Below are 20,734 nucleotides of genomic sequence, written 5' to 3' on the forward strand. Positions count from 1 at the left end.
CACTGCAAATATAAAGAGAGATTTAATATCCTACTACATTAGTAGGATATTTTTTTTAAAGCGCTGCCTGCGGCTTTACTTCAAAAACCTTTTCAATTACACCTTCGCACATCATCATTTATTTTTTGAAATACCGGCGGTGGGATAATTTCTCTCTGCCAGCAACAGATAAAAGAGAAAGAATAGCGTAAATTCCCTTATGCATGCACTAATCAGCAAATCTTATCTTTGACCTTAAATTGTTATGCATGCTTAAAATCGGCATTTTCGGCGCAGGCCACCTGGGCAAATTTCACATTGGCAACTGGCAGAAAATTAAAACCGCTGAACTGGTGGGCTTTTATGATCCCAATGATGAAACAGCCACCGCAGCGACCCAAACGTATAAATTAAAAAGATTCGAAGATGCAGATGCGCTGATAGATGCGTGCGATGCCGTGGATATCATTGCACCTACCACCCTTCATTTTGAATTGTGTGAGAAAGCCATCCGGAAAAGCAGGCATGTATTTGTAGAGAAGCCGCTTGCCGACTCTATGGAGCAGGCGCATAAAATTGTAAAACTGGCCAAAGAAGCCAACGTAAAAGTGCAGGTAGGGCACGTGGAAAGATTTAACCCGGCTTACCTGGCTTTAAAGGAATATACGCTCAATCCCATGTTCATAGAAGTACACCGCCTCTCGCAGTTCAACCCCCGTGGAACGGAAGTGAGTGTAATCCTTGATCTGATGATCCACGATATTGATATTATACTGAGCATTGTAAAAAGTGGCGTAAAAAATATTTCCGCCAGTGGCGTAGCGGTAATGACAGATACGCCCGATATTGCCAACGTGCGTATTGAATTCAACAACGGCTGCGTGGCCAATCTTACCTCCTCCCGGATCTCCATGAAAAAAATGCGTAAAATGCGGCTGTTCCAGAAAGACGCGTATATCGGTATTGATTTCCTGGAGAAAAAAACAGAGGTCATAAAATTGAAAGACGACAAAGACAAAGACGCTTTTACTTTTGATATAGATACGCCATCGGGTAAAAAAGTGATTGCCATAGCTAACCCCAAGATCCCGGAAGCCAACGCCATCTTACTGGAGCTGGAAGCTTTTACGCAATCCATTATACAAAATGAACCCACTGCAGTTTCAGAAGTGGATGGTTTAATGGCAATGGATGTAGCTCATCACATTTTACAAAAGATAGAGTCGGCCAGTTATCTTGTTAAATGATAAGTTTGCCTTGATATCCAAATGAAAGCCTCAAAAAAAATAAATACTTCCTGGTATGCGGTGAGCGATTACTTAGCCGCAGCGCTGGCATGGGCTATCGCTTTTTTTATACGCAAATATTTAACCGGCTTTGAACTGAACATTACCGGGGAGCTTTTACACAATACACAATTGCTGCTGAGCATTTTTCTCATTCCCGCCGGGTGGCTTGCGCTGTTTATGATGCTGGGCAGTTATCACCGGCTATTATACAGCAAATCGTTGTTTTCCGAATGTATAATAACCTTCATCAGCACGCTTACAGGATCTGTTTTTCTTTTTTTTGTGCTGGTGCTTGATGATAAGCAGGCCAATTATCCCTATTACTACAAAGCTTTCTTTTCATTATTTTCTTTGCATTTTATTTTAATATGGACAGGAAGAGCACTGTTGCTGAACAGGGCCAGGCGACAACTGAAGAAAGGAAGCATCTGGTTCGACACGGTAATGGTGGGTAATAGTCCAACAGCTATTCACCTGTTTAAGGAGATCAAAAAAAATCAAAAGCTGCTGGGTTACAAGTTCAACGGATTCATCACCACCAATGCATCCCTCAACGGATTACACCAGCACCTCCCCTGCCTCGGCAGCATTGACGACCTTGAAAAAATACTGGAAGCAACCAACCCCGACCAGGTGATCATTGCCGTAGAGAATTCATTCCCCGATGAAGTAACGTCTATCATTAACCGCATAAGTGAAAAGGACATAGAGATAAAGATCGCACCCAGCAACCTCGATATTCTTGCCGGCTCGGTACGTACCAAAAATGTGCTGGATGCGCCGCTGATTGATATTAAAACAGGGTTGATGCCCGAATGGCAACTGTATCTTATCAGGCTGGCAGATGTGCTGCTCTCTTTGGCAGGGCTAATATTATTATCGCCGCTGTTGTTGTATGCCGCCATAAGGGTAAGACTTTCGTCTGCAGGGCCTGTGATTTTTACCCAGCAGAGGATCGGCTATAAAGGGAGGCCTTTTTTTATGTATAAGTTCCGTTCTATGTACGCGGATGCGGAAAAGAACGGGCCGGCCCTCTCTTCGCATGGCGACCCGAGGATCACCCCCTGGGGGAAAACCATGCGCAAATGGCGCATTGATGAACTGCCGCAGTTCTGGAATGTAATAAAGGGCGAGATGAGCCTTGTAGGTCCCCGCCCGGAAAGGCAGTTTTATATTGACCAGATCAATGCAAAAACACCTTACTTTAAATATTTACTGAAGGTAAAACCCGGTATCACCAGTTGGGGCATGGTAAAATTCGGTTACGCCGAAAATGTGGATCAAATGATCAAACGCATGCAGTACGAGCTGGTATATATCGAAAACATTTCTCTTTCGCTTAATTTTAAGATACTCCTGCATACATTACAAATTATACTGAAAGGAAAAGGCAAATGAGGTCAGGAGTTTTCCATCAATACAAGAGGATCTGCAATTTGAAGCATGCTTTTTTTATATTGACCTTTCATTGCCTGGTTGCAAAAACTGTTGCACAGGAAGCATACTGGCAGCAGCGTGTGGATTATACCATCAATGTATCGCTCAATGACGCGGAGCACACACTGGATGGCTTTATTAAAATATATTATACCAATCATTCACCCGATACGTTACAATACATCTGGTTTCATTTATGGCCCAATGCCTATAAAACCGACAGAACAGCGTTCAGCGACCAGATGCTCGAAAACGGTGATACAAAATTTTATTTTTCTACCCCTCAACAGAAAGGATATATCAATCAGCTCGACTTCAGGGTAAACGACGTTCGGGCAGATACAGAGGATCACCCCGATCACCTGGATATCATAAAAGTAATGTTGCCTTTGCCCCTTTTGCCCGGGCAACAAATACTGGTCACTACTCCTTTTCATGTTAAGCTTCCTTATAACTTTTCGAGAGGCGGGCATGTGGGGCAATCGTACCAGGTAACACAATGGTATCCCAAGCCTGCGGTGTACGACCGCAGAGGCTGGCATCCCATGCCTTACCTCCAGCAGGGCGGGTTTTACAGCGAAACGGGAAATTTTGATGTAACCATTACCCTTCCTGAAAACTACGTGGTGGCCGCTACGGGAGCATTACAAAACGAAAGCGAAAAAGAATGGCTTAAAACGCGTGCTTCTTATTCCTGGAAAGAAACCCGGTATAGGAAAAAAGTAAAAGGAGGTTCCTATAAAACCATCCGGCAGGTTTATCCTCCCTCATCCGCCGCCACCAAAACGCTTCATTACAGGCAGAACAACGTGCACGATTTTGCCTGGTTTGCCGATAAGCGTTTTATTGTGCAGCACGACACCTGCCTGTTAGCCGGAGGGAAAACGATTGACTTGTATGCTTTCTTTATACCTGCTTCGCAAAAGAGCTGGAATAACAGCATAGCCTATGCGAAGAATGCACTCCGTTTTTATTCGGCTTCAGTGGGCACATACCCTTTTGCCACTTTAAGCATTGCCGAAGGCCCGCCGGGTATGAAAGGCGGAATGGAATATCCTACGATTGCAGTCCTTTCTGCGCCCAAAAGCCAGCAGCTAACAGAACGCATCATTGTTCATGAAGTAGGGCACAACTGGTTTTATGGCATACTGGCATCCAATGAGCGGGAGTATCCCTGGATGGATGAAGGGATGAATACTTTTTATGGAAAGCGATATCTTGACAGGAAAGCAACTTCCATAAAGTTCAATCCTTCTTATCTCGAAAAAGTTACATTTGAATCGGTAGCTGCGGTAAAAAAAGATCAGCCGGTTAACCTGCCTGCCGCCGCGTTTTCCCCTGCCAATTATTATTTATCCGCTTATTATAAAGCATCGCAATGGCTGCAGGTGCTGGAAACAGCATTGGGTAAAGCGCTGTTTGATTCCTGCATGCAGGCTTATTACAGCCAATGGCAGTTCAAGCATCCCTATCCCGCAGATTTTAAAAATACTATAGCTACGGTAAGTGAAAAGAATATTGACAGTATTTTCCATTTGCTCAACGCCAAAGGAAGCCTGCTGCCCCCCGCTTCTAAAAAGCTGCGGCTTACCTGGATCGGGAAAGCCGATACCGGCAACAAATATCATTACACAGGCATAGCTCCGGCTTTGGGCTTTAATGATTACGATAAGCTGGTGGCGGGTGGCATCATTCATAACTATAATCTTCCCGTTACCCGCTTCCGGTTTATCGCTGTTCCGTTGTATGCCACAGGCAGCAGGCAATTTGCCGGTATCGGCCGCGCAACGTACACCTGGTATCCCGAAAATATCTTCCAGAAAATTGAAGCAGGTATAAGCGCTGCCCGGTTTTCGGAAAATGCTTATACAGATCCGGATAACCATACCACGCATTTGCGTTTTGCAAAGTTCAGTCCTCATGTGCGGTTTACTTTCCGCAACAGGCAGCCACGCAGCCGGCTCAGCCGCTTTATACAATGGAAAGCCTATATCATCAATACAGATGCTTTGCAGTTTTCATGGGATTCGGTACTGATGAAAAACCGGTACGCCATTCATTCCCGAAATGCCACTATTGGTGAACTGCGTTATGTAACGGACAATAGCAGAGCTTTGTATCCCTATCGCTATGAACTACGGTTTGAAGCTTCACAGCATTTTGGAAGGATCGCTTATACAGGAAATTACTTTTTTAACTACCCAAAAGGCGGGGGTTTGAATACACGATGGTTTGCAGGAAAATTTTTTTATACAGGAGATAAAACATCACAGAGACGGTTCAGCACGGATCAGTATCACCTTAACATGACGGCACCAAAAGGATATGAAGATTATACGTACAGTAATTATTTTATAGGCCGCAATGAATTTGAGGGCATGTTGTCGCAGCAGGTAATGATAAGAGACGGCGGCTTTAAGGTGCGAACCGATCTGCTGAGCAACAAAGTGGGCAAAACAGATGACTGGCTGATCGCTTTAAATTTTACGTCTTCCATTCATCCAAAGATCCCTGTAAAATTATTCTTTGATGCCGGTACCTATAATGAAGGATGGAAGAGCGGCTCCGGTACGCCCCGGCTATTGTATGATGCGGGCCTACAGTTGAGCTTGTGCAGGGATCTCATAAATATATATGTTCCGGTGTTATACAGTAAAGTGTACAGCGACTATTTTAAATCAACTCCCGGTAACAACTTCTGGCAAAGAATATCATTCAGCATAGATATACAGGATATCAGTTTTAAAAAGATCAGTCCTCATATTCCGTTATAAGAAATCACCTCTTTTCATGACCAAAGACATTCAATACCTTAAAAGAAGTGAAATTGATATTGTAAAATGGGATGCCTGCATCGAAAAAAACAAAGGGCTTATCTACGGTTATTCCTGGTGGTTAGATCATATGTCAGGCCATTGGGATGCCCTTGTACTAAATGACTATGAAGCCATAATGCCCCTTACCTGGAGGAGAAAATATGGCTTTCACTACCTGTACCAACCTGCTTTTACGGCATCGCTGGGCCTTTTTGCAGGCCAGGAACAACCTGTTGATACAGCAGATTTTTTAGAGGTTATTCCTTCAAAGTTTAAATTGATTGATATTGATATTAATGAAACCCATCCATTACAGAAGGCAGGTGCTGTTGCGGGACTTACTGTACACAAGCGGTTAAATTTATTGCTTGATTTAGAAAGATCCTGCTCTGTCTTAACCGGCCTGTACAGCAGGCTGGCAAAACGTTCATTGAAAAAAGCTCACAAGCATAATATAATAATAGTACGTAACGATACCCCCGAAGACATTATCACTTTATACCGGAAAGCATACAAAGCCGCGCATCCGGGCATTGCAGCCAAAGATTATCATTCACTCATTGCCTGCTGTAATACAGCAGGTAAGAAAGATCATCTTAAAACTTATACCGCACACACACTGCAAGGCGAAACAATTGCATTTTATATTGTTCTTTATGATAACAACTTCGTGTATTCGCTGGTGGGTGGAAGCACCGCAGAAGGAAAATCAATGGGGGCATTTTACCTGCTTACCGATGCTGCCATACAAGATCATGCAGGCACCGGCAGGATATTCCGGTTTGAGGGATCCGATGTACCGGGCATTGCTTTTTTTAACCGCCAGTTTGGAGCAGCCGAAGCGTTTTATTTACATCTTAAAATGAATCGCCTGCCTTTCCCGGTAAATATTTTAAAGCAATAGCTATTGCATTATTTCTTGCTTTATTGCCCATAATAAGGTTGAATGTAAAGCACTATCGCCGGGCTCATAGATAACAAATCCTTTGGTGCGCAATAAGGTTTCGCATACACTCCGGTATCCATCACCATGAATTTCCATAACAATGATGTTAACTTTTTCCAGCCATTCCGTGTTTTTTGAAAAAAGGATTTCCTCACTGCCCTCAATATCTATTTTAAGGAGACCAATCCTGTCCGGTTCAAACATACTGCATAAAGTATCCATACTTATTGCCCGTACAGGCATATCCGTTACCTCGCTGGTAACAGCTGTATTGTATGCTTTTTCCTGCCTTTGCATATATACCGTGGTATCTTCGGTAAAGGCAGCAGCGTGCAGGGCTTTAACCCGGCCCGCAGATATTTCAGGGGAGAGATTGCGTAAAAGCAAATCCATATTGAACCTGTCTGCTTCCACCGCATACACCCCGCGTATGGAATAATATGCAGAAAAAAACAAAGATGCCATTCCTGTATTGGCGCCCAGATCAACCACATACCCGCGAATCGTATCACCGGGCCATGGAAGTTTGTATACCTTTTGCCAGAAAATCTCGTAAAATATAGCGATATCACCAGCATAGGTCCTTAAAAAAACTGTTTTTCTTTTCCCATTCAAACGCAAATGATAAGGAACGGGTATGGCGGGATGCACTACAGGCTTTTTAGCATAGCGGTATCTTTTGGTATTGATCAGCAAACGGATAAAGGACGCCGGATCTGCCGTAATGGTATAGCAAAAAATAAATTTCCGTAATGCTGTGATTATGCCGTTAAACATGAATTGATATTATTGAAATGGAGCAGAAAGCCATACCTGGCATTATGCTTTCCTTGATAACTGCTCCGCTATCAACAGGTCTGCAGGCAGTGTGATCTTAATATTTTCCTTCTCCCCTTCTATCATAAAAACTTCATAGCCTGCGGCTTCCGCTACCGTAGCTTCATCTGTAAAAGCTTTCTTATAAGGCTGTTCAAAAGCAGGCAAAATAATTTCACTCCGGAAGGTTTGTGGTGTTTGAACGGCAAGCAGCCTGCTTCTGTCTACCACCCTTGTTTTATCTCCTTCTACTATTCTTATGCTGTCGTTTACAGCTACCGCAGGTATGGCATTCCCTTTAATCAGCGTTTGTTCATAACAGCGCCTGATAAGGCCTTCGGTAACCAGACATCTTACCCCATCGTGTACAAAAACAACCGATGCTTCATTGATCTTTTTCAGTCCGTTCTGCACGGAATGAAAACGGGTATCGCCGCCGGTAACCATTTGAATACGTAACGGTGCAACCGACTGCAAAATGAGTTGCCTGCCTTGTTCTTCAAAGGAAACAGGGAGCACGAGTATGATCTGCAGATCGTTGTAAGCACGCAAAAAAGCTTCTACTGTATGCAGCAACACCGGCTTACCGTTCAATAGCATAAACTGTTTGGGAACGGCAGACCCCATTCGTGTTCCCGTGCCGCCGGCTACTATTACCGCATATTTTTTCATGACCTAATTTCCGGGAAAATTAAGGATTACCCATGAATTGTTCATTGATAAAATTTCATCATCCGTCTCTGGTTCGTGCGGATATAAAAACAGAAGACTGTTCATGGGTGCAAAATTCATAGCAGCATAATAATATATTAAATGCGCAGATGCAACAGTATTTGTAAATTGCGATATGTTCAGAACCTGTATTTATCTCCTGCTTTTCCTGGTTGCATCCTGCCGCACAGCTCCCGTTAAACAAGAGCAGGAAATTTTGGCATTAAAAGAGATAAATGAACTGGTTACCGTAGAATATATTGTAAACAAGATCATTAAAGCCAGTGATGACAAGACCTGGTATAAAATAGGCGACCGGAAAATACTGATGACCTGTGAAGCCACGCTTAAAGCAGGTATTGATTTCTCTTCACTTAATGCAGAACACATTCAGGTCAACAACAAGCAGGTTACCCTCACTCTCCCGCATGCTTCCTTATTTTCTGTTAGCATAAAACCCGAAGACATTAAGGTAGCATATGAAGAGATCGGCGCTTTCAGGAGCAGCTTCACCACGCAGGAAAGAGATGCGCTGGCAGCGCAGGCGCAACAGCAAATAGAGGATAGCGCCGATTCACTGGGCGTATTGCAAACCGCGGAAGCCAATGCCAGCTTGTTTGCAAGCAGGTTCCTGCGCAATATGGGCTATGAGAAAGTTATTGTTCAATTCGGGAAAAAACCTGTTAAACTCAATTGATCATGCGAAAACGAAGTGCCAGGTATATTCTTCCTGCTGTTGCTGTTTTAATAGTGCTCCTGCTGCTGAACTTAAAATGGCTTCCTTCTTTCAAAAACATTTTTAAACCGCAGCCTGTTACAATAGACAATACACCTGTGCTGATTAAAGAGATCAATGAACTGGCGCAATTGTGCACCATTACGGCTTTTGATGAAGTAGTAGCAGATTCTGTTGTTATTAAAGTAAAATCCCCCGCAGAAGCCCTGCTTCCCGGTCTTTCGGCTTTTGGCAATTTACCGGTTACCGGCAAGCGTATTGTGATCATCGGGAAAGGGAAACTCATTGCAGGAACGGATCTCAAAAAATTAAATGAACAATCCATTTTTGTTCAGGACGATTCTGTTTCCTTATTGCTTCCCCGTGCAGAAATATTAGATGCGATAATGAACCCTTCGGATTTTGAAACCTTTAGTGAAATGGGTGAATGGAGCAGCGAAGCGGTTACTGCAGTTAAAATAAAGGCACGAAAAAAAATGATTGAAAAAGCATTGCAGCAGGGCATACTCAGCAAGGCCGATGCCCGCAGCACAGCATTGCTTGAAAATTTTTTACGGGGTTTGGGGTTTACCAAAGTAACTGTAAAAACCGAGGACTAACGTAGATTTCTCAATGCAGCGTGTTCCAGTACGGTTCTTTTGGAAACAGCATTATCCGTTTTCCACTTTATAAGCCTTATCTCGCCGGCTTCAATCTCTATTCCCGTTATATCGCCATCGTTGAAACAGCAACAGCCACTGTTGAAATAAGAAGGCTTTAGTTGCAGGTAATCTTCCGATACATGATCATACTCCTGCCGGCGAAAAGCAATTTCTTTCTGCAGATCTGCTATTTCCCTGGTGTTATTATCCTGCCGGGCAAGAAGCAACTGCTTATATAAACGCTCCAGGTGCGTCATGGATTCAAAAACCGGCTGGTGCGTATGCCCTGTAACAAGCACCAGGTCGTGCTGCTGCAAGCTCCATTCGTACATGAACTGGTTATGGTCTGTTTTAAGAATGTCGTTAAAGGCCGGAGTGTTGATATTAAGATCGAGGTACGATTGCAGCGGCGCCCATATTTTTGCCACAAACCATGCGCTGAATTTATTGCCATCGCTTTGAGCGTCGCCCTGGTGCCCGTGTGTAAGAAAAATATCCATTGGCTTTTGACCGGCCTTGTATTTCAACAATACAGCTTCATACATATGCACCGGCTCACCATAAATGCTTATGAGCTGTAATGCCGCAAAGGGATCATTGTTCCAGAACACATCGTGGTTGCCAAAAACTTTGATCAGCGCCTTTCGCTGAAGAAACTGTTTTTCCAGCTCAAAGGATGCGTGATTGTGCTTTTTAACGGTGAAGAGGTTGAATTTCCAGAGCTCTTCACTATCTCCCAGCACGATCAATGTATAATTTTGCCGGTTATAATAATTCAGGGCAGCAATATAGTTTTGCTCTGCAGGTGCAAAATCATCCGAACGTTTTTTATTGCCTTTATGGAGATCGGAAAAAACAATGATCTTTTGCGGCGATGCATCCAGATCAATAACAACTCCTTTTTTGCCGGGCTTTTCCCTGATCTGCTTATACAGTTTGGTAAGCGCATCATGCACCCGTTCCCTGTTGGGACGAGAAGAAAACCTGTTGGCTAACCTGGCCACCGGCTTTTTAAGTATGCGCTGCAAAAATGTGCGAAGGCTCATGTAAAAAAAGGCAATACTACAAATTTTACTTCACCTCAAACATTTCTTCCCGGCGGACAGCATACAGGGGAACTGAAGATGCTGATGCTTGAGCTTTATCGCTGCGCGATACATACACCCGTCATTATTGCTCAGCACTACAGGTCTGCAGGCGGCATGTTGCTCTGGCTCACCTGCTTTGAAAATCCTCCCTTCGACAGGAAATCCAGCACTTCCGGCTTCATTTCTTCTATTATGCCTACCGATTTGGGCTCATTGTTTTCACCAACTGATTTGTATATCCAGCCGGGCTTCTCGTTCCCTATCTCGGTAAGGAACAGTTGTAGTTTTAAAGGAGAAATGTTCAAATGATGCTCAATTTCCCGGATGTCTTTTTCGCCCGGGTAAGGGAGAATATACTCCAGCAGATGGTCGGCGATGTGCAAATGTGTAGTACGCATAGAATGGCAGGGGCTTTTATATATATCCACTCATAAAAAATAATGCCAGTTCATTTGTTTGCAGATCAGGGTTGGATATTCAATATACCTTTTACCAATTTTTCCCATTGTATCTTAGAAAATCCTGCCTGTGCAACCATGCTTACCACTGTATTCCTGATGGCATCGGTGAGGCTTGCATTTCCCGTGTTGGGCTTTTCATTTCTTCCGTGCACTTCGGCCGCAATACGCCGGTCTTCTCTTCTTACGATAAAGGAACTTGTAGCATCCTCCTCAAAGAAATGTGCCGTTGGCTTTTTTTGTTCGGGCTGGGGTGCCGGCCGAACACGCATCACAATAAATTCTCTTGTACCCAGATAATCCGGCTCTTCTTCTATCATCTCAATCCTTACCCAGTCAAATCCGTCACCCGCTGCAGTTCCCGGGCCGGGAATATCTATGCGGAGATAATCGCCCACTTCGGGAGAACATTTTTTGATCATTCCCCGGCAATCCGTTAAAGCAAAAGAAGCCGAAATGCCACTGCTGATGTCTGACCAGTGATTGATATCCAATAATCGCCTTTTAGCCTCCACAAATATCCGGTGCGCTTCACCCGGGTCTGTTGCCTCCACATGGGCCTCAATATCCGTTTTCTTTCCTGTATCCTGCGGGGGTACGGGTTCAACGTCCTCATTATACATACAAGCACATTTTTGCGATTTTCATTTCATATTAAAAAAATCATTCCAGGAGTCTGGCGTACGACTGCCACTTTTAATGATATTGCTCATACAAAACCTCCTTTGTTTTTAATCAATACAATAATAATACCATGAACAATGCAAGGATGGCAGCCCACGGCATTAAAATTGGAGTGTTGTCTTTTATCAAATACAACAAATATGCCGCTGAGGGAAATCATCATTGATAAGATCAAAAAAGAAGGGCCGGTTTCGTTCCGTGATTTCATGGAAATGGCCCTGTATTATCCCGGGGCAGGTTACTATGCTAATGAACGTGATCCTGTTGGCGGCTCCGGTGATTATTACACAAGTCCTTATATCACTTCCGCTTTTGGCGCGCTCGTGGCCAAACAACTCGAAGAAATGTGGGAATTGCTCGGCAAAAGAAAGTTCACCGTAGTAGAATACGGCGCCGGCAATGGTTGCCTGTGCAGGGATATTATGCAGCATCTTAAAAAAAATGAAGCGCTTTATAGCGGTCTCCGGTACTGCATCATTGAAAAAAGCCCTTTCATGAAACGAAAGCAAAAGATTGGGTCAGATGAAAAAGTATATTGGTTTAACAGCATAACCGACATCCCCGCTTTGGAAGGCTGTATTCTGTCTAATGAAGTAGTAGACAATTTTGCTGTGCACCAGGTACTGATGCAGAACGAGCTGATGGAAGTATTCGTGGATTACAAAGATGGCTTTACGGAATGTTTGCGGCCCGCGTCGCCAAAGCTTAAACACTATCTCCTTCAATCTGCTGTACAGTTGATGCCCGGCTTTCGTACAGAAATAAACCTCCGGGCCACGGAATGGATCGGACAGATAGCCAGGACGTTGCAAAAAGGATTTGTGCTGACCATAGATTACGGATATCCTGTTTCTGAATTGTACCATCCCCTCCGTACTTCAGGTACTTTGTTGTGTTATTACAAACACCAGATCAATGATTGTCCCTATATCCATATTGGCGAACAGGATATAACGGCTCATGTTAATTTTTCTGCCCTTGTACAATGGGGACTAAAGGGCGGGCTGCAATATGGGGGATTTACCAGCCAGGCTTATTTCCTGCTGGGACTTGGACTAACCAGGCAGTTGGAAAAAATGGAAAAGAACGCCGGCTCATCCATTGGAGCTTTACACGAAGAAAAAGTTCGTTTCCTGCACAACTTTCTCCTGGGCATGGGCAAAAAAATTAAAGTGCTGCTGCAGCAGAAGGGATTACAAAAACCCTGCTTTTCCGGCTTTCAATTTTCCAGCCCGGTTTTGTAAAGCTGAATATTATTCATTTTTGTGTTCGTAAGCGCTCAACATGATGGTTGTTTCAGAAGCGGCTTCAATGTATTTTAGCATACCCCTGTGAAAAACAACAGACTGCTTCTCATTCAGCAGCACTTCCTCATTGTCGTGGGTAATGAACTTTGCTTCCCCGTTCAGCAGGTAGGCTGTAAGCAGATCCGTTTCGGGGCTGTCTTTTATTTGCGCACCGGTTTTGAGTATGGAAATGACTATGGTAAGACTATCGGATTTAAACACCGTAATGCCATTCCGGTCATTTTCCTGCCAGGCTTTTTCCTGGCGCAACTGTTCAGTAAAAGCCGGAATGTCCATCATCACAAACGGAGCATCCAAAACGCGTTCGCCCTTCGGACGGTTGGAGGTAGATTCGTTGTATTTGGTATCCATGGCTGGTTATGCTTTTACTGACTTTTAAAATGCAAAACCATACCATTAAATAAAAAACAGGAGATGACCCGGAGTAAGGCATAAACAGGCTTTTGTAAAGAAAGTATGGGAAAATTATTTCTACCTGTGGTATTTATTCTACAACCTTATACAGGGAATGCCCGATGATCGTTCTTTTTTACTATTTTCATGCAGTTTTTATGAACAGAATTAAACCAGATGTAGACATTGTAAGTGATTTGCTGAGAGCTGTTCTTGCGGCGAAGCCCGAATCTTCTTTCATACAAAGTCTGTTGTATCAGTATCAGGAACGTGGAGGGCTAAGCAAAAAACAACTGGAAGGATTGTACCATAAAGCCCGGAAAATATCCACAATACCGGAAAATAAAATTATCACTTTAGAGGCGATAATAAAGAAAAAGCCAACCCGGTATAAATCTGCTCCTCCCCAACCTTCACCGCTTTACACTAAGGATGAAAATGCGGGGCTTATGCTCAACGCCGTACTGACCAAATATCCACACCACAAAAGAGTATTGTTCTTGAAGGCTAAATACGATAACAATGAACCGCTGTCCGGAGTGGAGTTAAGTGAGCTTCAAAAATTTAATAAAATGCTTCAATAAATAATTTCAGTAATTTCCGAAATAATTAACCCTAACCACATATATTTTTGATACGCATATGAATGATTTGGTCAGACCGTTTTTAGAAAAAGTACAACGCAGGAATATAGCAGAACCGGAGTTTTTTCAAGCAGTGTCGGAGGTGGCAGAATCACTCATCCCGTTTATTGAAAAGCATCCGAAATACAAAAACAGTAAGATCCTGGAGCGCATTGTTGAACCCGAAAGAGTGATCATCTTCAGGGTGCCCTGGTTGAATGACAAAGGAGAAGTAGAGGTAAACAGGGGATTCAGGGTGCAAATGAACAGCGCTATCGGGCCTTATAAGGGTGGACTTCGTTTTCACCCCTCGGTAACCCTGAGCGTATTGAAATTCCTGGCTTTTGAGCAGGTGTTTAAAAACAGCCTTACCGGTCTTCCTATGGGCGGCGGCAAGGGCGGCTCTGATTTTGATCCCAAAAACAGATCCGATAATGAAGTGATGAAATTTTGCCAGAGCTTTATGACCGAGCTCTATCGTCATGTAGGTGCCGACATAGATATTCCTGCCGGCGATATTGGCGTGGGAGCCCGGGAGATCGGCTATTTGTTCGGACAATATAAACGCATTAAAGGAGAATTCAGCGGCGTACTTACCGGCAAAGGATACGAGTGGGGCGGAAGCCTTATACGTCCTGAAGCTACAGGCTATGGCCTGATCTATTTTGTGGAGGAAATTCTCAAAACGAGGGGCGATTCTCTGGTAGGTAAAAAAGTAACCATTTCCGGGTCGGGTAATGTAGCCCAATATGCTGCTGAGAAATGCATTGCCAAAGGTGCTAAAGTACTCACGATGTCCGACTCCGGCGGATTTATTTATGATCCTGATGGTATTGACCAGGAACGGTTAAATTATATCAAGCACCTGAAAGATCATGAGCGGGGCAGGATCAGGAAATATGCCGACAAATTCAATTGCGGTTTCTTTGAAGGTGAACGTCCCTGGAAGATCAAATGTGATATTGCATTGCCCAACGCTACTCAAAACGAATTGAACGGTGATGATGCTATTGCACTCATAGAAAACGGTTGTTTCTGTGTTGCAGAAGGCGCCAATATGCCGTGTACGCCGGAAGCCGTAGCTGCATTTAACCAGGCACGTATCTTTTATGCCCCCGGAAAAGCTGCAAATGCAGGAGGAGTAGCAGTATCGGGATTGGAAATGTCGCAAAACTCACTTCGTTTTTCCTGGACAAGAGATGAGGTGGATAGCAAGCTCAAGGAGATCATGAAGCAGATCCACAGGATATGCGTGAAATATGGTAAGGAAGAAGACGGGCATATCAACTATGAAAAAGGCGCCAATATTGGCGGATTTGTTAAGATAGCCGATTCCATGCTGGCCCAGGGAGTGGTTTGATAAAATGCTGTAACGTCGTTCTTACCGCCAGGCCATTGCATCAATCCAATTGTTGTTGCATTCTGCGTACCCTGTCTTCCAGTTTTTCCGATGTAAGGCTTTCTCTCAGACTGTCTACTTTAATGGGAAAACAGAAGGGTGTAAGCTGTGAAGGAAATTTGATTATAATGTTGGATTGCTGTATACGTTCCAGCATATTGCGCAAACGCACTTCCTCCATCTGCTGGTCCAGCACTTCGCGATAAGCCTGCTGCATCAGCACATTGCCCCGGTCGTATTCATTAAATACTTTAAAAAGAAGAGAAGCCGAAGACTGCAGGTGACGTGCCTTTTTTTGCTCACCCGGGAAACCCTGGAAGATCAATCCACCGATTACCGCAATATCCCTGAATTTGCGCATGGCCATTTCCGTAGCGTTTACACTTCGCTGTATATCGTTTAACAGGTTATCCGGCGAAAACAACTCAAATACATTGCTGTCATCTACCGGTATAGGCTGATCGCTCAGTAATTCAAAGCCGTAATCATTCATGGCAAATGAAAAAGTGATTGATGTGATCCGGCTGATGCGCCAGGCCAAAATAGCGGCCATGGCTTCATGCACCAATCTTCCCTCAAAAGGGAATACGAACAGGTGGTAGCCGTCTTTTGTTTCAATATGCTCAATGAGCAGCTCATTGTGTTTGGGCACATGCGATAGTTGTTGCTGCAGATCAAACAATGGCTTTAAAACATCAATTTCGCTGTCGCTGCTTTTCTCGATTTGCTTTTTGTGATCCGCCGCGGCGGGCAGGCTCTTTTTCTTCCTTCCGGCTTTATTTAATTCTTCTCTCAGTTTCTTTCCCAAATTGGCCGACAAAGGCATTCTGCCGCCCTGCCAGCTTGGAACAATAGATTTCTTTGCGCTGGATTTTTTTACAATTACAGTCATATCTTTTATACCCACCAGCTCTACATTCCTGCCGGCCAGGGTAAACACAGCCCCCGGGTCCAGTCTTGATATAAACCATTCTTCGATCACCCCTATATATCCACCCGACATAAACTTTACTTTCAGCATGGCTTCGCTTACAATGGTACCGATATGCATGCGATGGCGCATGGCCACCCTGCGGCTGGTGATGCGGTGTAATCCGTTAATAACCTCTACCTTTTTAAATTCATCATATTGCTGCAGGGCTACCCCGCCGGCAGTTATAAACTGCAATACCTGCAGCCATTCATCCCTTGTCATATCTTTATAGCAATACGTTCCCAGTACTTCCCTGTATATAGTATCTGCATCAAAACCGTCGGAAACTGCTAAAGTGCAGAGGTATTGGATCAACACATCATAGCACAGCAGCATAGGCTCCCTGCTCTCGATAATATCTTCGGCTATAGCACTTTTCAATGCCGCGGCTTCCACCAGCTCCAGCGAGTGGGTAGGCAGGAAATAGATCTTGCTCACTGCATCGGGCTGATGACCGCTACGGCCTGCCCGTTGTAAAAACCGCGCTACCCCTTTTGGCGATCCCACCTGGATAACCGTTTCCACCGGCCTGAAATCTACGCCCAGGTCCAAACTTGCCGTACATACAACTGCTTTTAAAATGCCGGCATGCAATGCTTCCTCTACCCAGGTTCTTAATTCGGGCTCAATACTTCCGTGGTGCAAAGCAATAGCGCCTGCTAATTCCGGCGCGCTGTTCAGCAAGCCCTGGTACCAGGTTTCGCTCATGCCTCTGGTATTGATGAAGATGAGCGTTGTGCGGCTCTGATCAATAATGGGAATTACTTTATCAATCAGTTTTATTCCCAGATGTCCTGCCCATGGATATTTTTCAATTTCATCGGGAAAAACAGATTCAACTTCAATATTCTTTTTGAGCGGGGCACGCACAATTACCGGACTGGCCTGTGCCGCGATTGATGCATGCAATACTGCTGCCGCTTCTGTAAGATTCCCTATGGTAGCGGAGATGCCCCAGATTTGAGGCAGGGGGTGAATGGTGAATGGTGAACGGTGAGTGCTTGCAGAACATACAGATGCCAGCCTGCTGATGGCCAGTTCTACCTGCACGCCTCTTTTGCTGCCCAGCAACTCATGCCATTCATCTACAGCAATGATTTTCAGGTTAGCAAAAAATTCCGGATAGTTCTTTTGTGCCAGCAGCAGGTGCAGGCTTTCGGGTGTAACGATCAATACTTCGGGAGGGTATTTTTTTTGTTGCTGCCGTTCGGCCGTAGGTGTATCGCCGTTCCGTATACCCACACGCCAACGCATCCCCAGCTCTGTTATCACTTCTTCCATTGCCCTGCCTATATCCTTAGCCAGTGCACGTAAAGGTGTAATCCATACCAACTGTAGTTTATTGCCTGTCTTGCTTTTATAATCATCCGGGTGCTGATTGATGAAATCTATTACAGCGCCCAGGAAAACGGAAAAGGTCTTACCAAATCCGGTTGGTGCATTTACCAAACCGCTTTTACCATTAATGATATGCTGCCAGGTTTCTTCCTGGAAGGTAAAAGGTTTGAAGTCCTTTTTAGCCAACCACTCCTGTATTATCCTGTATCCTGCCGACCGGTGTAACTGCATGGAAGATGTAAATTACAGGCAAAACTTCACAGGTCTGCCGACCTGTGAAGTTTTGCCGCCGTATTAAGCAAAAATTAACTACCTTAACACCACTATGACACACCAAAACACCATTCAAAAACTCCGGCCCGGCAGGTATTACCACATCTACAACCGTGGCAACAACAGGGAAAATATTTTTAAGGAGCCGGCTAACTACGCTTATTTTTTAGTGCTCTGGCAAAAATATATAGCGCCTGTTGCACAAACCCTTTGCTATAACCTGCTACCCAATCATTTTCATTTTTTCATTCGCGTAAAGGAGGTTTCACAGGTCTTGGAGACCTGTGAAACCTTGCCGCCCGGCAAACCCATTGAGCAGCACTTCGCCAACCTCTTCAACGCTTACGCCAAAGCGATCAACAAAAGATATAACCGCACCGGCAGCCTGTTCCAGGAAAGGTTCAGAAGGAAAGAAATTGACAGCGATGAATACCGCAATACCATCATTGGTTACATCATAACGAATGCAGCAAAACATGGATATTGTAATAACGTTGAGGCATACCCCTGGTCTGCATACCACAGCCTGGTATCCGGTAAGCCCACAGGATTATTAAGGGATGAGCTGTTTCAATGGTTTGGTAATAAAGCAGCTTTTATCGGCTATATTAAAAGCTATACCAACGAAATAATGGCCCGGAAAAATTTACTGGAACATGAAAATGATGATGAGTAGCAGGGTTCACAGGTCTTAGAGACCTGTGAAACCTGCCCCTTCCAGCCTGAACAAAAATGCATATTCCAGCGCAATATCTTTCAGGTAATCGAACCGGCCCGAAGCGCCGCCATGCCCAAAATCCATATTGGTATGCAGCAATAAAATATTATTGTCTGTTTTCATAGCCCGGAGCTTAGCCACCCATTTCGCCGGCTCAAAATATTGTACCTGGCTGTCGTGCAGGCCCGTAGTTACCAGCATATTGGGATAGTCCTTTCTCTCCACATTTTCATAGGGTGAGTAGGATTTCATGTAATCATAAGCTTCCTTACTTTTTTCGGGATTGCCCCATTCATCGTATTCATTGGTAGTTAAGGGTATGCTGCTGTCAAGCATGGTATTCACCACATCTACAAAAGGCACCTGGGCAATAACGCCATGCCAGAGATCCGGCGCCATATTTATTACTGCACCCATGAGCAAGCCACCGGCACTGCCACCCTGTGCGTACAGATGTGCTTTGGAAGTAAATTTTTCTTTTACCAGAAATTCGCCGCAGTCAATAAAATCAGTGAACGTGTTTTTCTTTTTCATCATTTTCCCGTCCTCGTACCACTGCCTTCCCATTTCCTGCCCGCCACGGATATGCGCTATTGCAAATGCAAAACCACGGTTGAGCAAGCTGAGCCGGTTGCTGCTGAATGTGGCATTCATGCTGTTGCCATAAGAACCATAGCCATATAGCAATAAGGGGGCATTCCCGTCTTTCACAAATCCCTGCTTGTATACAACGGAAACAGGAATTCCAGACCCGTCTCTTGCTGTAACGTATAATCTTTCTGTAGCATACTCTTTAGCATCATATCCGCCCACTACTTCCTGTTGCTTCATCAGTTTCTTTTCCCTGGTATCCATATTGTAATCATAAGTAGAATTGGGGGTTACCAAAGAAGTATAACTATATCGCAACGTTGAAGTATTAAATTCGGGATTGGAGCCTACGGCAGCGCTATAAGCAGGTTCTCCAAAATCAATATAATGCTCCTGTCCCGAAGAAATGCTGCGTATACGCAATTGGATCAAACCGTTTTTGCGTTCCGTAACCACCAGGTGATCTTTAAATACATCAATATCTTCGAGCAATACATCGGAACGGTGCGGTATAACATCCTTCCAGGCACTGCTGCCTGTTTCATCCAGGGAGCACCCCATAAGCCTGAAATTCTTCGCGTTTAAATTGGTAACAATATAAAATTTATCACCCAGCTCATGTACCTCATACAATACTTCCTTCATACGCGGCTGAAATATGGTGAATGCAGCATCGGGTTCATTGGCCCTGATGAAACGCATTTCGGATGATAATGTAGCTTCTGAAACAATAAATATAAATTTCCCGGATTTCGTTTTTTCCACGCCAATATAATTCGTGGGATCTTTTTCCTGGTATACTGTTATATCCTCCGTTTCACTGGTATTTAACTTGTGCCGCCTTATTTTTTCCGTGAGCAGCGTAGCGGGGTTATTAAGGGTGTAAAACAGTGTTTTGTTGTCATTGGCCCATACGGAACTGCCGGTGGTTCCATGTATGGATTCTTTAAACAGTTGCCCGGTTTCCAGGTTCTTTATATAAATAGTATACTGCCTGCGCGATACCGTATCTACTCCAAAAGCCAGCAGCTTGTTGTCTTCACTCACGTTAAACCCTGTTGCAGCATAATAAGGGTGGGCTTTTGCCAGCTCATCCACATCCAGTAAAATTTCTTCAGGGGCTTCAAGACTTCCCTTTTTCCGGCAATATTTATAGTATTGCTTTCCGTCTTCTGTACGGATATAATAGAAGTACCCGTTCTTAAAAACAGGAACAGATTCATCTTTTTCCTTTATCCTGCCCTTCATTTCCTCATACAATTTTTCCCGTAGGGCTTTCGACCCGCTCATCATACTATCAAGGTAGGCATTCTCTTCTTTTAAATAACCCACAACTTCTGTGCTATCGGGTCCCTTTTTAAAATAGTCAATCATCCAGTAATAATTATCCGTTACAATATCACCATGGATGCTCCGTTCATGCGTTTTTATTTTGGCTACGGGGGGGTTAATGTCGCTGTTCCACATAGAGAATTCTTTTTCGTCTTTTATTGGTGCGTTACATGCAGTCATAAGAAT

At 44.1% G+C, this 20,734-nt stretch carries 18 protein-coding genes; 10 read left to right on the top strand and 8 right to left on the bottom strand.

The window, feature by feature from the left end; translation table 11 throughout:
* Positions 1–248 precede the first annotated feature (248 nt).
* From PLH26_RS04775 to PLH26_RS04790, 4 genes are read left to right on the top strand one after another with little or no spacing between them, the layout of a single operon-like run.
* Complete coding sequence (locus PLH26_RS04775; protein WP_324584851.1) at positions 249–1,226, top strand: Gfo/Idh/MocA family oxidoreductase; 978 nt, start codon at positions 249–251, stop codon at positions 1,224–1,226.
* 21 nt (positions 1,227–1,247) lie between these two features.
* On the top strand, positions 1,248–2,666 hold the full coding sequence (locus PLH26_RS04780; protein WP_324584852.1) for a sugar transferase: 1,419 nt from the start codon (positions 1,248–1,250) through the stop codon (positions 2,664–2,666).
* Positions 2,667–2,704: 38 nt separating this feature from the next.
* Positions 2,705–5,479, top strand: coding sequence for a M1 family metallopeptidase (locus tag PLH26_RS04785; protein ID WP_324584853.1), 2,775 nt, complete (start codon positions 2,705–2,707; stop codon positions 5,477–5,479).
* A gap of 16 nt (positions 5,480–5,495) precedes the next feature.
* The gene (locus tag PLH26_RS04790; RefSeq protein WP_324584854.1) at positions 5,496–6,425 is read left to right on the top strand and encodes a GNAT family N-acetyltransferase; all 930 of its coding nucleotides are present in this window, start codon (positions 5,496–5,498) and stop codon (positions 6,423–6,425) included.
* Here PLH26_RS04790 and PLH26_RS04795 read toward each other — a convergent pair whose 3' ends face one another.
* Positions 6,426–7,244, bottom strand: a complete 819-nt coding sequence (locus PLH26_RS04795; RefSeq protein ID WP_324584855.1) for an FkbM family methyltransferase — start codon at positions 7,242–7,244, stop codon at positions 6,426–6,428.
* A 42-nt stretch (positions 7,245–7,286) separates the two neighbouring features.
* Complete coding sequence (locus tag PLH26_RS04800) at positions 7,287–7,955, bottom strand: 2-C-methyl-D-erythritol 4-phosphate cytidylyltransferase (RefSeq protein ID WP_324584856.1); 669 nt, start codon at positions 7,953–7,955, stop codon at positions 7,287–7,289.
* A gap of 175 nt (positions 7,956–8,130) precedes the next feature.
* On the opposite strand from PLH26_RS04800, the gene PLH26_RS04805 reads away from it, so the two are divergent.
* The gene (locus PLH26_RS04805) at positions 8,131–8,691 is read left to right on the top strand and encodes a DUF4230 domain-containing protein (protein WP_324584857.1); all 561 of its coding nucleotides are present in this window, start codon (positions 8,131–8,133) and stop codon (positions 8,689–8,691) included.
* Positions 8,692–8,693: 2 nt separating this feature from the next.
* Positions 8,694–9,329 carry a DUF4230 domain-containing protein gene (locus tag PLH26_RS04810; protein WP_324584858.1) on the top strand — a complete coding sequence of 212 codons (636 nt, stop codon included), beginning with the start codon at positions 8,694–8,696 and terminating at the stop codon, positions 9,327–9,329.
* On the opposite strand, the gene PLH26_RS04815 is transcribed toward PLH26_RS04810, so the two are convergent.
* The 3 genes from PLH26_RS04815 to PLH26_RS04825 all read right to left on the bottom strand — a co-directional run bounded on the left by PLH26_RS04815 (position 9,326) and on the right by PLH26_RS04825 (position 11,540).
* On the bottom strand, positions 9,326–10,417 hold the full coding sequence (locus PLH26_RS04815; RefSeq protein WP_324584859.1) for a metallophosphoesterase: 1,092 nt from the start codon (positions 10,415–10,417) through the stop codon (positions 9,326–9,328). The two genes, PLH26_RS04810 and PLH26_RS04815, sit on opposite strands and share 4 nt — an antisense overlap.
* A gap of 137 nt (positions 10,418–10,554) precedes the next feature.
* Positions 10,555–10,857 carry a hypothetical protein gene (locus PLH26_RS04820; RefSeq protein WP_324584860.1) on the bottom strand — a complete coding sequence of 101 codons (303 nt, stop codon included), beginning with the start codon at positions 10,855–10,857 and terminating at the stop codon, positions 10,555–10,557.
* Positions 10,858–10,922: 65 nt separating this feature from the next.
* Complete coding sequence (locus PLH26_RS04825) at positions 10,923–11,540, bottom strand: hypothetical protein (protein WP_324584861.1); 618 nt, start codon at positions 11,538–11,540, stop codon at positions 10,923–10,925.
* A 201-nt stretch (positions 11,541–11,741) separates the two neighbouring features.
* Here PLH26_RS04825 and PLH26_RS04830 point away from each other — a divergent pair, with 201 nt between their 5' ends.
* Entirely contained in the window at positions 11,742–12,845 is a 1,104-nt protein-coding gene (locus tag PLH26_RS04830) for a class I SAM-dependent methyltransferase (protein WP_324584862.1), read from the top strand.
* A 9-nt stretch (positions 12,846–12,854) separates the two neighbouring features.
* On the opposite strand, the gene PLH26_RS04835 is transcribed toward PLH26_RS04830, so the two are convergent.
* Positions 12,855–13,259 (bottom strand): hypothetical protein, encoded by a 405-nt coding sequence (locus PLH26_RS04835; RefSeq protein ID WP_324584863.1) that lies wholly within the window; start codon positions 13,257–13,259, stop codon positions 12,855–12,857.
* 200 nt (positions 13,260–13,459) lie between these two features.
* Between PLH26_RS04835 and PLH26_RS04840 the strand changes: the two genes are divergently transcribed.
* Positions 13,460–13,885: a hypothetical protein gene (locus PLH26_RS04840; RefSeq protein WP_324584864.1), complete on the top strand. Its 426-nt coding sequence runs from the start codon at positions 13,460–13,462 to the stop codon at positions 13,883–13,885.
* A 58-nt stretch (positions 13,886–13,943) separates the two neighbouring features.
* On the top strand, positions 13,944–15,284 hold the full coding sequence (gdhA, locus tag PLH26_RS04845; protein ID WP_324584865.1) for an NADP-specific glutamate dehydrogenase: 1,341 nt from the start codon (positions 13,944–13,946) through the stop codon (positions 15,282–15,284).
* Between the two features lie 40 nt (positions 15,285–15,324).
* On the opposite strand, the gene PLH26_RS04850 is transcribed toward gdhA, so the two are convergent.
* Entirely contained in the window at positions 15,325–17,865 is a 2,541-nt protein-coding gene (locus tag PLH26_RS04850; protein WP_324584866.1) for a ligase-associated DNA damage response DEXH box helicase, read from the bottom strand.
* 94 nt (positions 17,866–17,959) lie between these two features.
* On the opposite strand from PLH26_RS04850, the gene PLH26_RS04855 reads away from it, so the two are divergent.
* Positions 17,960–18,583 (top strand): transposase, encoded by a 624-nt coding sequence (locus PLH26_RS04855; protein WP_324584867.1) that lies wholly within the window; start codon positions 17,960–17,962, stop codon positions 18,581–18,583.
* Between the two features lie 15 nt (positions 18,584–18,598).
* Here PLH26_RS04855 and PLH26_RS04860 read toward each other — a convergent pair whose 3' ends face one another.
* Complete coding sequence (locus PLH26_RS04860) at positions 18,599–20,728, bottom strand: S9 family peptidase (RefSeq protein WP_324584868.1); 2,130 nt, start codon at positions 20,726–20,728, stop codon at positions 18,599–18,601.
* Positions 20,729–20,734 lie beyond the last annotated feature (6 nt).

Source organism: Agriterribacter sp. (genome assembly GCF_035444585.1).
GTDB lineage: Bacteria > Bacteroidota > Bacteroidia > Chitinophagales > Chitinophagaceae > Agriterribacter.

Excerpts from the sequence above, each read along its gene's own strand:
- PLH26_RS04775 (WP_324584851.1), top strand. The coding sequence starts at position 249 with ATGCTTAAAATCGGCATTTTCGGCGCAGGCCACCTGGGCAAATTTCAC.
- PLH26_RS04780 (WP_324584852.1), top strand. The coding sequence starts at position 1,248 with ATGAAAGCCTCAAAAAAAATAAATACTTCCTGGTATGCGGTGAGCGAT.
- PLH26_RS04790 (WP_324584854.1), top strand. The coding sequence starts at position 5,496 with ATGACCAAAGACATTCAATACCTTAAAAGAAGTGAAATTGATATTGTA.
- PLH26_RS04795 (WP_324584855.1), bottom strand. The coding sequence starts at position 7,244 with ATGTTTAACGGCATAATCACAGCATTACGGAAATTTATTTTTTGCTAT.
- PLH26_RS04800 (WP_324584856.1), bottom strand. The coding sequence starts at position 7,955 with ATGAAAAAATATGCGGTAATAGTAGCCGGCGGCACGGGAACACGAATG.
- PLH26_RS04805 (WP_324584857.1), top strand. The coding sequence starts at position 8,131 with ATGTTCAGAACCTGTATTTATCTCCTGCTTTTCCTGGTTGCATCCTGC.
- PLH26_RS04810 (WP_324584858.1), top strand. The coding sequence starts at position 8,694 with ATGCGAAAACGAAGTGCCAGGTATATTCTTCCTGCTGTTGCTGTTTTA.
- PLH26_RS04815 (WP_324584859.1), bottom strand. The coding sequence starts at position 10,417 with ATGAGCCTTCGCACATTTTTGCAGCGCATACTTAAAAAGCCGGTGGCC.
- PLH26_RS04820 (WP_324584860.1), bottom strand. The coding sequence starts at position 10,857 with ATGCGTACTACACATTTGCACATCGCCGACCATCTGCTGGAGTATATT.
- PLH26_RS04825 (WP_324584861.1), bottom strand. The coding sequence starts at position 11,540 with ATGTATAATGAGGACGTTGAACCCGTACCCCCGCAGGATACAGGAAAG.
- PLH26_RS04830 (WP_324584862.1), top strand. The coding sequence starts at position 11,742 with ATGCCGCTGAGGGAAATCATCATTGATAAGATCAAAAAAGAAGGGCCG.
- PLH26_RS04835 (WP_324584863.1), bottom strand. The coding sequence starts at position 13,259 with ATGGATACCAAATACAACGAATCTACCTCCAACCGTCCGAAGGGCGAA.
- PLH26_RS04840 (WP_324584864.1), top strand. The coding sequence starts at position 13,460 with ATGAACAGAATTAAACCAGATGTAGACATTGTAAGTGATTTGCTGAGA.
- gdhA (WP_324584865.1), top strand. The coding sequence starts at position 13,944 with ATGAATGATTTGGTCAGACCGTTTTTAGAAAAAGTACAACGCAGGAAT.
- PLH26_RS04850 (WP_324584866.1), bottom strand. The coding sequence starts at position 17,865 with ATGCAGTTACACCGGTCGGCAGGATACAGGATAATACAGGAGTGGTTG.
- PLH26_RS04855 (WP_324584867.1), top strand. The coding sequence starts at position 17,960 with ATGACACACCAAAACACCATTCAAAAACTCCGGCCCGGCAGGTATTAC.
- PLH26_RS04860 (WP_324584868.1), bottom strand. The coding sequence starts at position 20,728 with ATGACTGCATGTAACGCACCAATAAAAGACGAAAAAGAATTCTCTATG.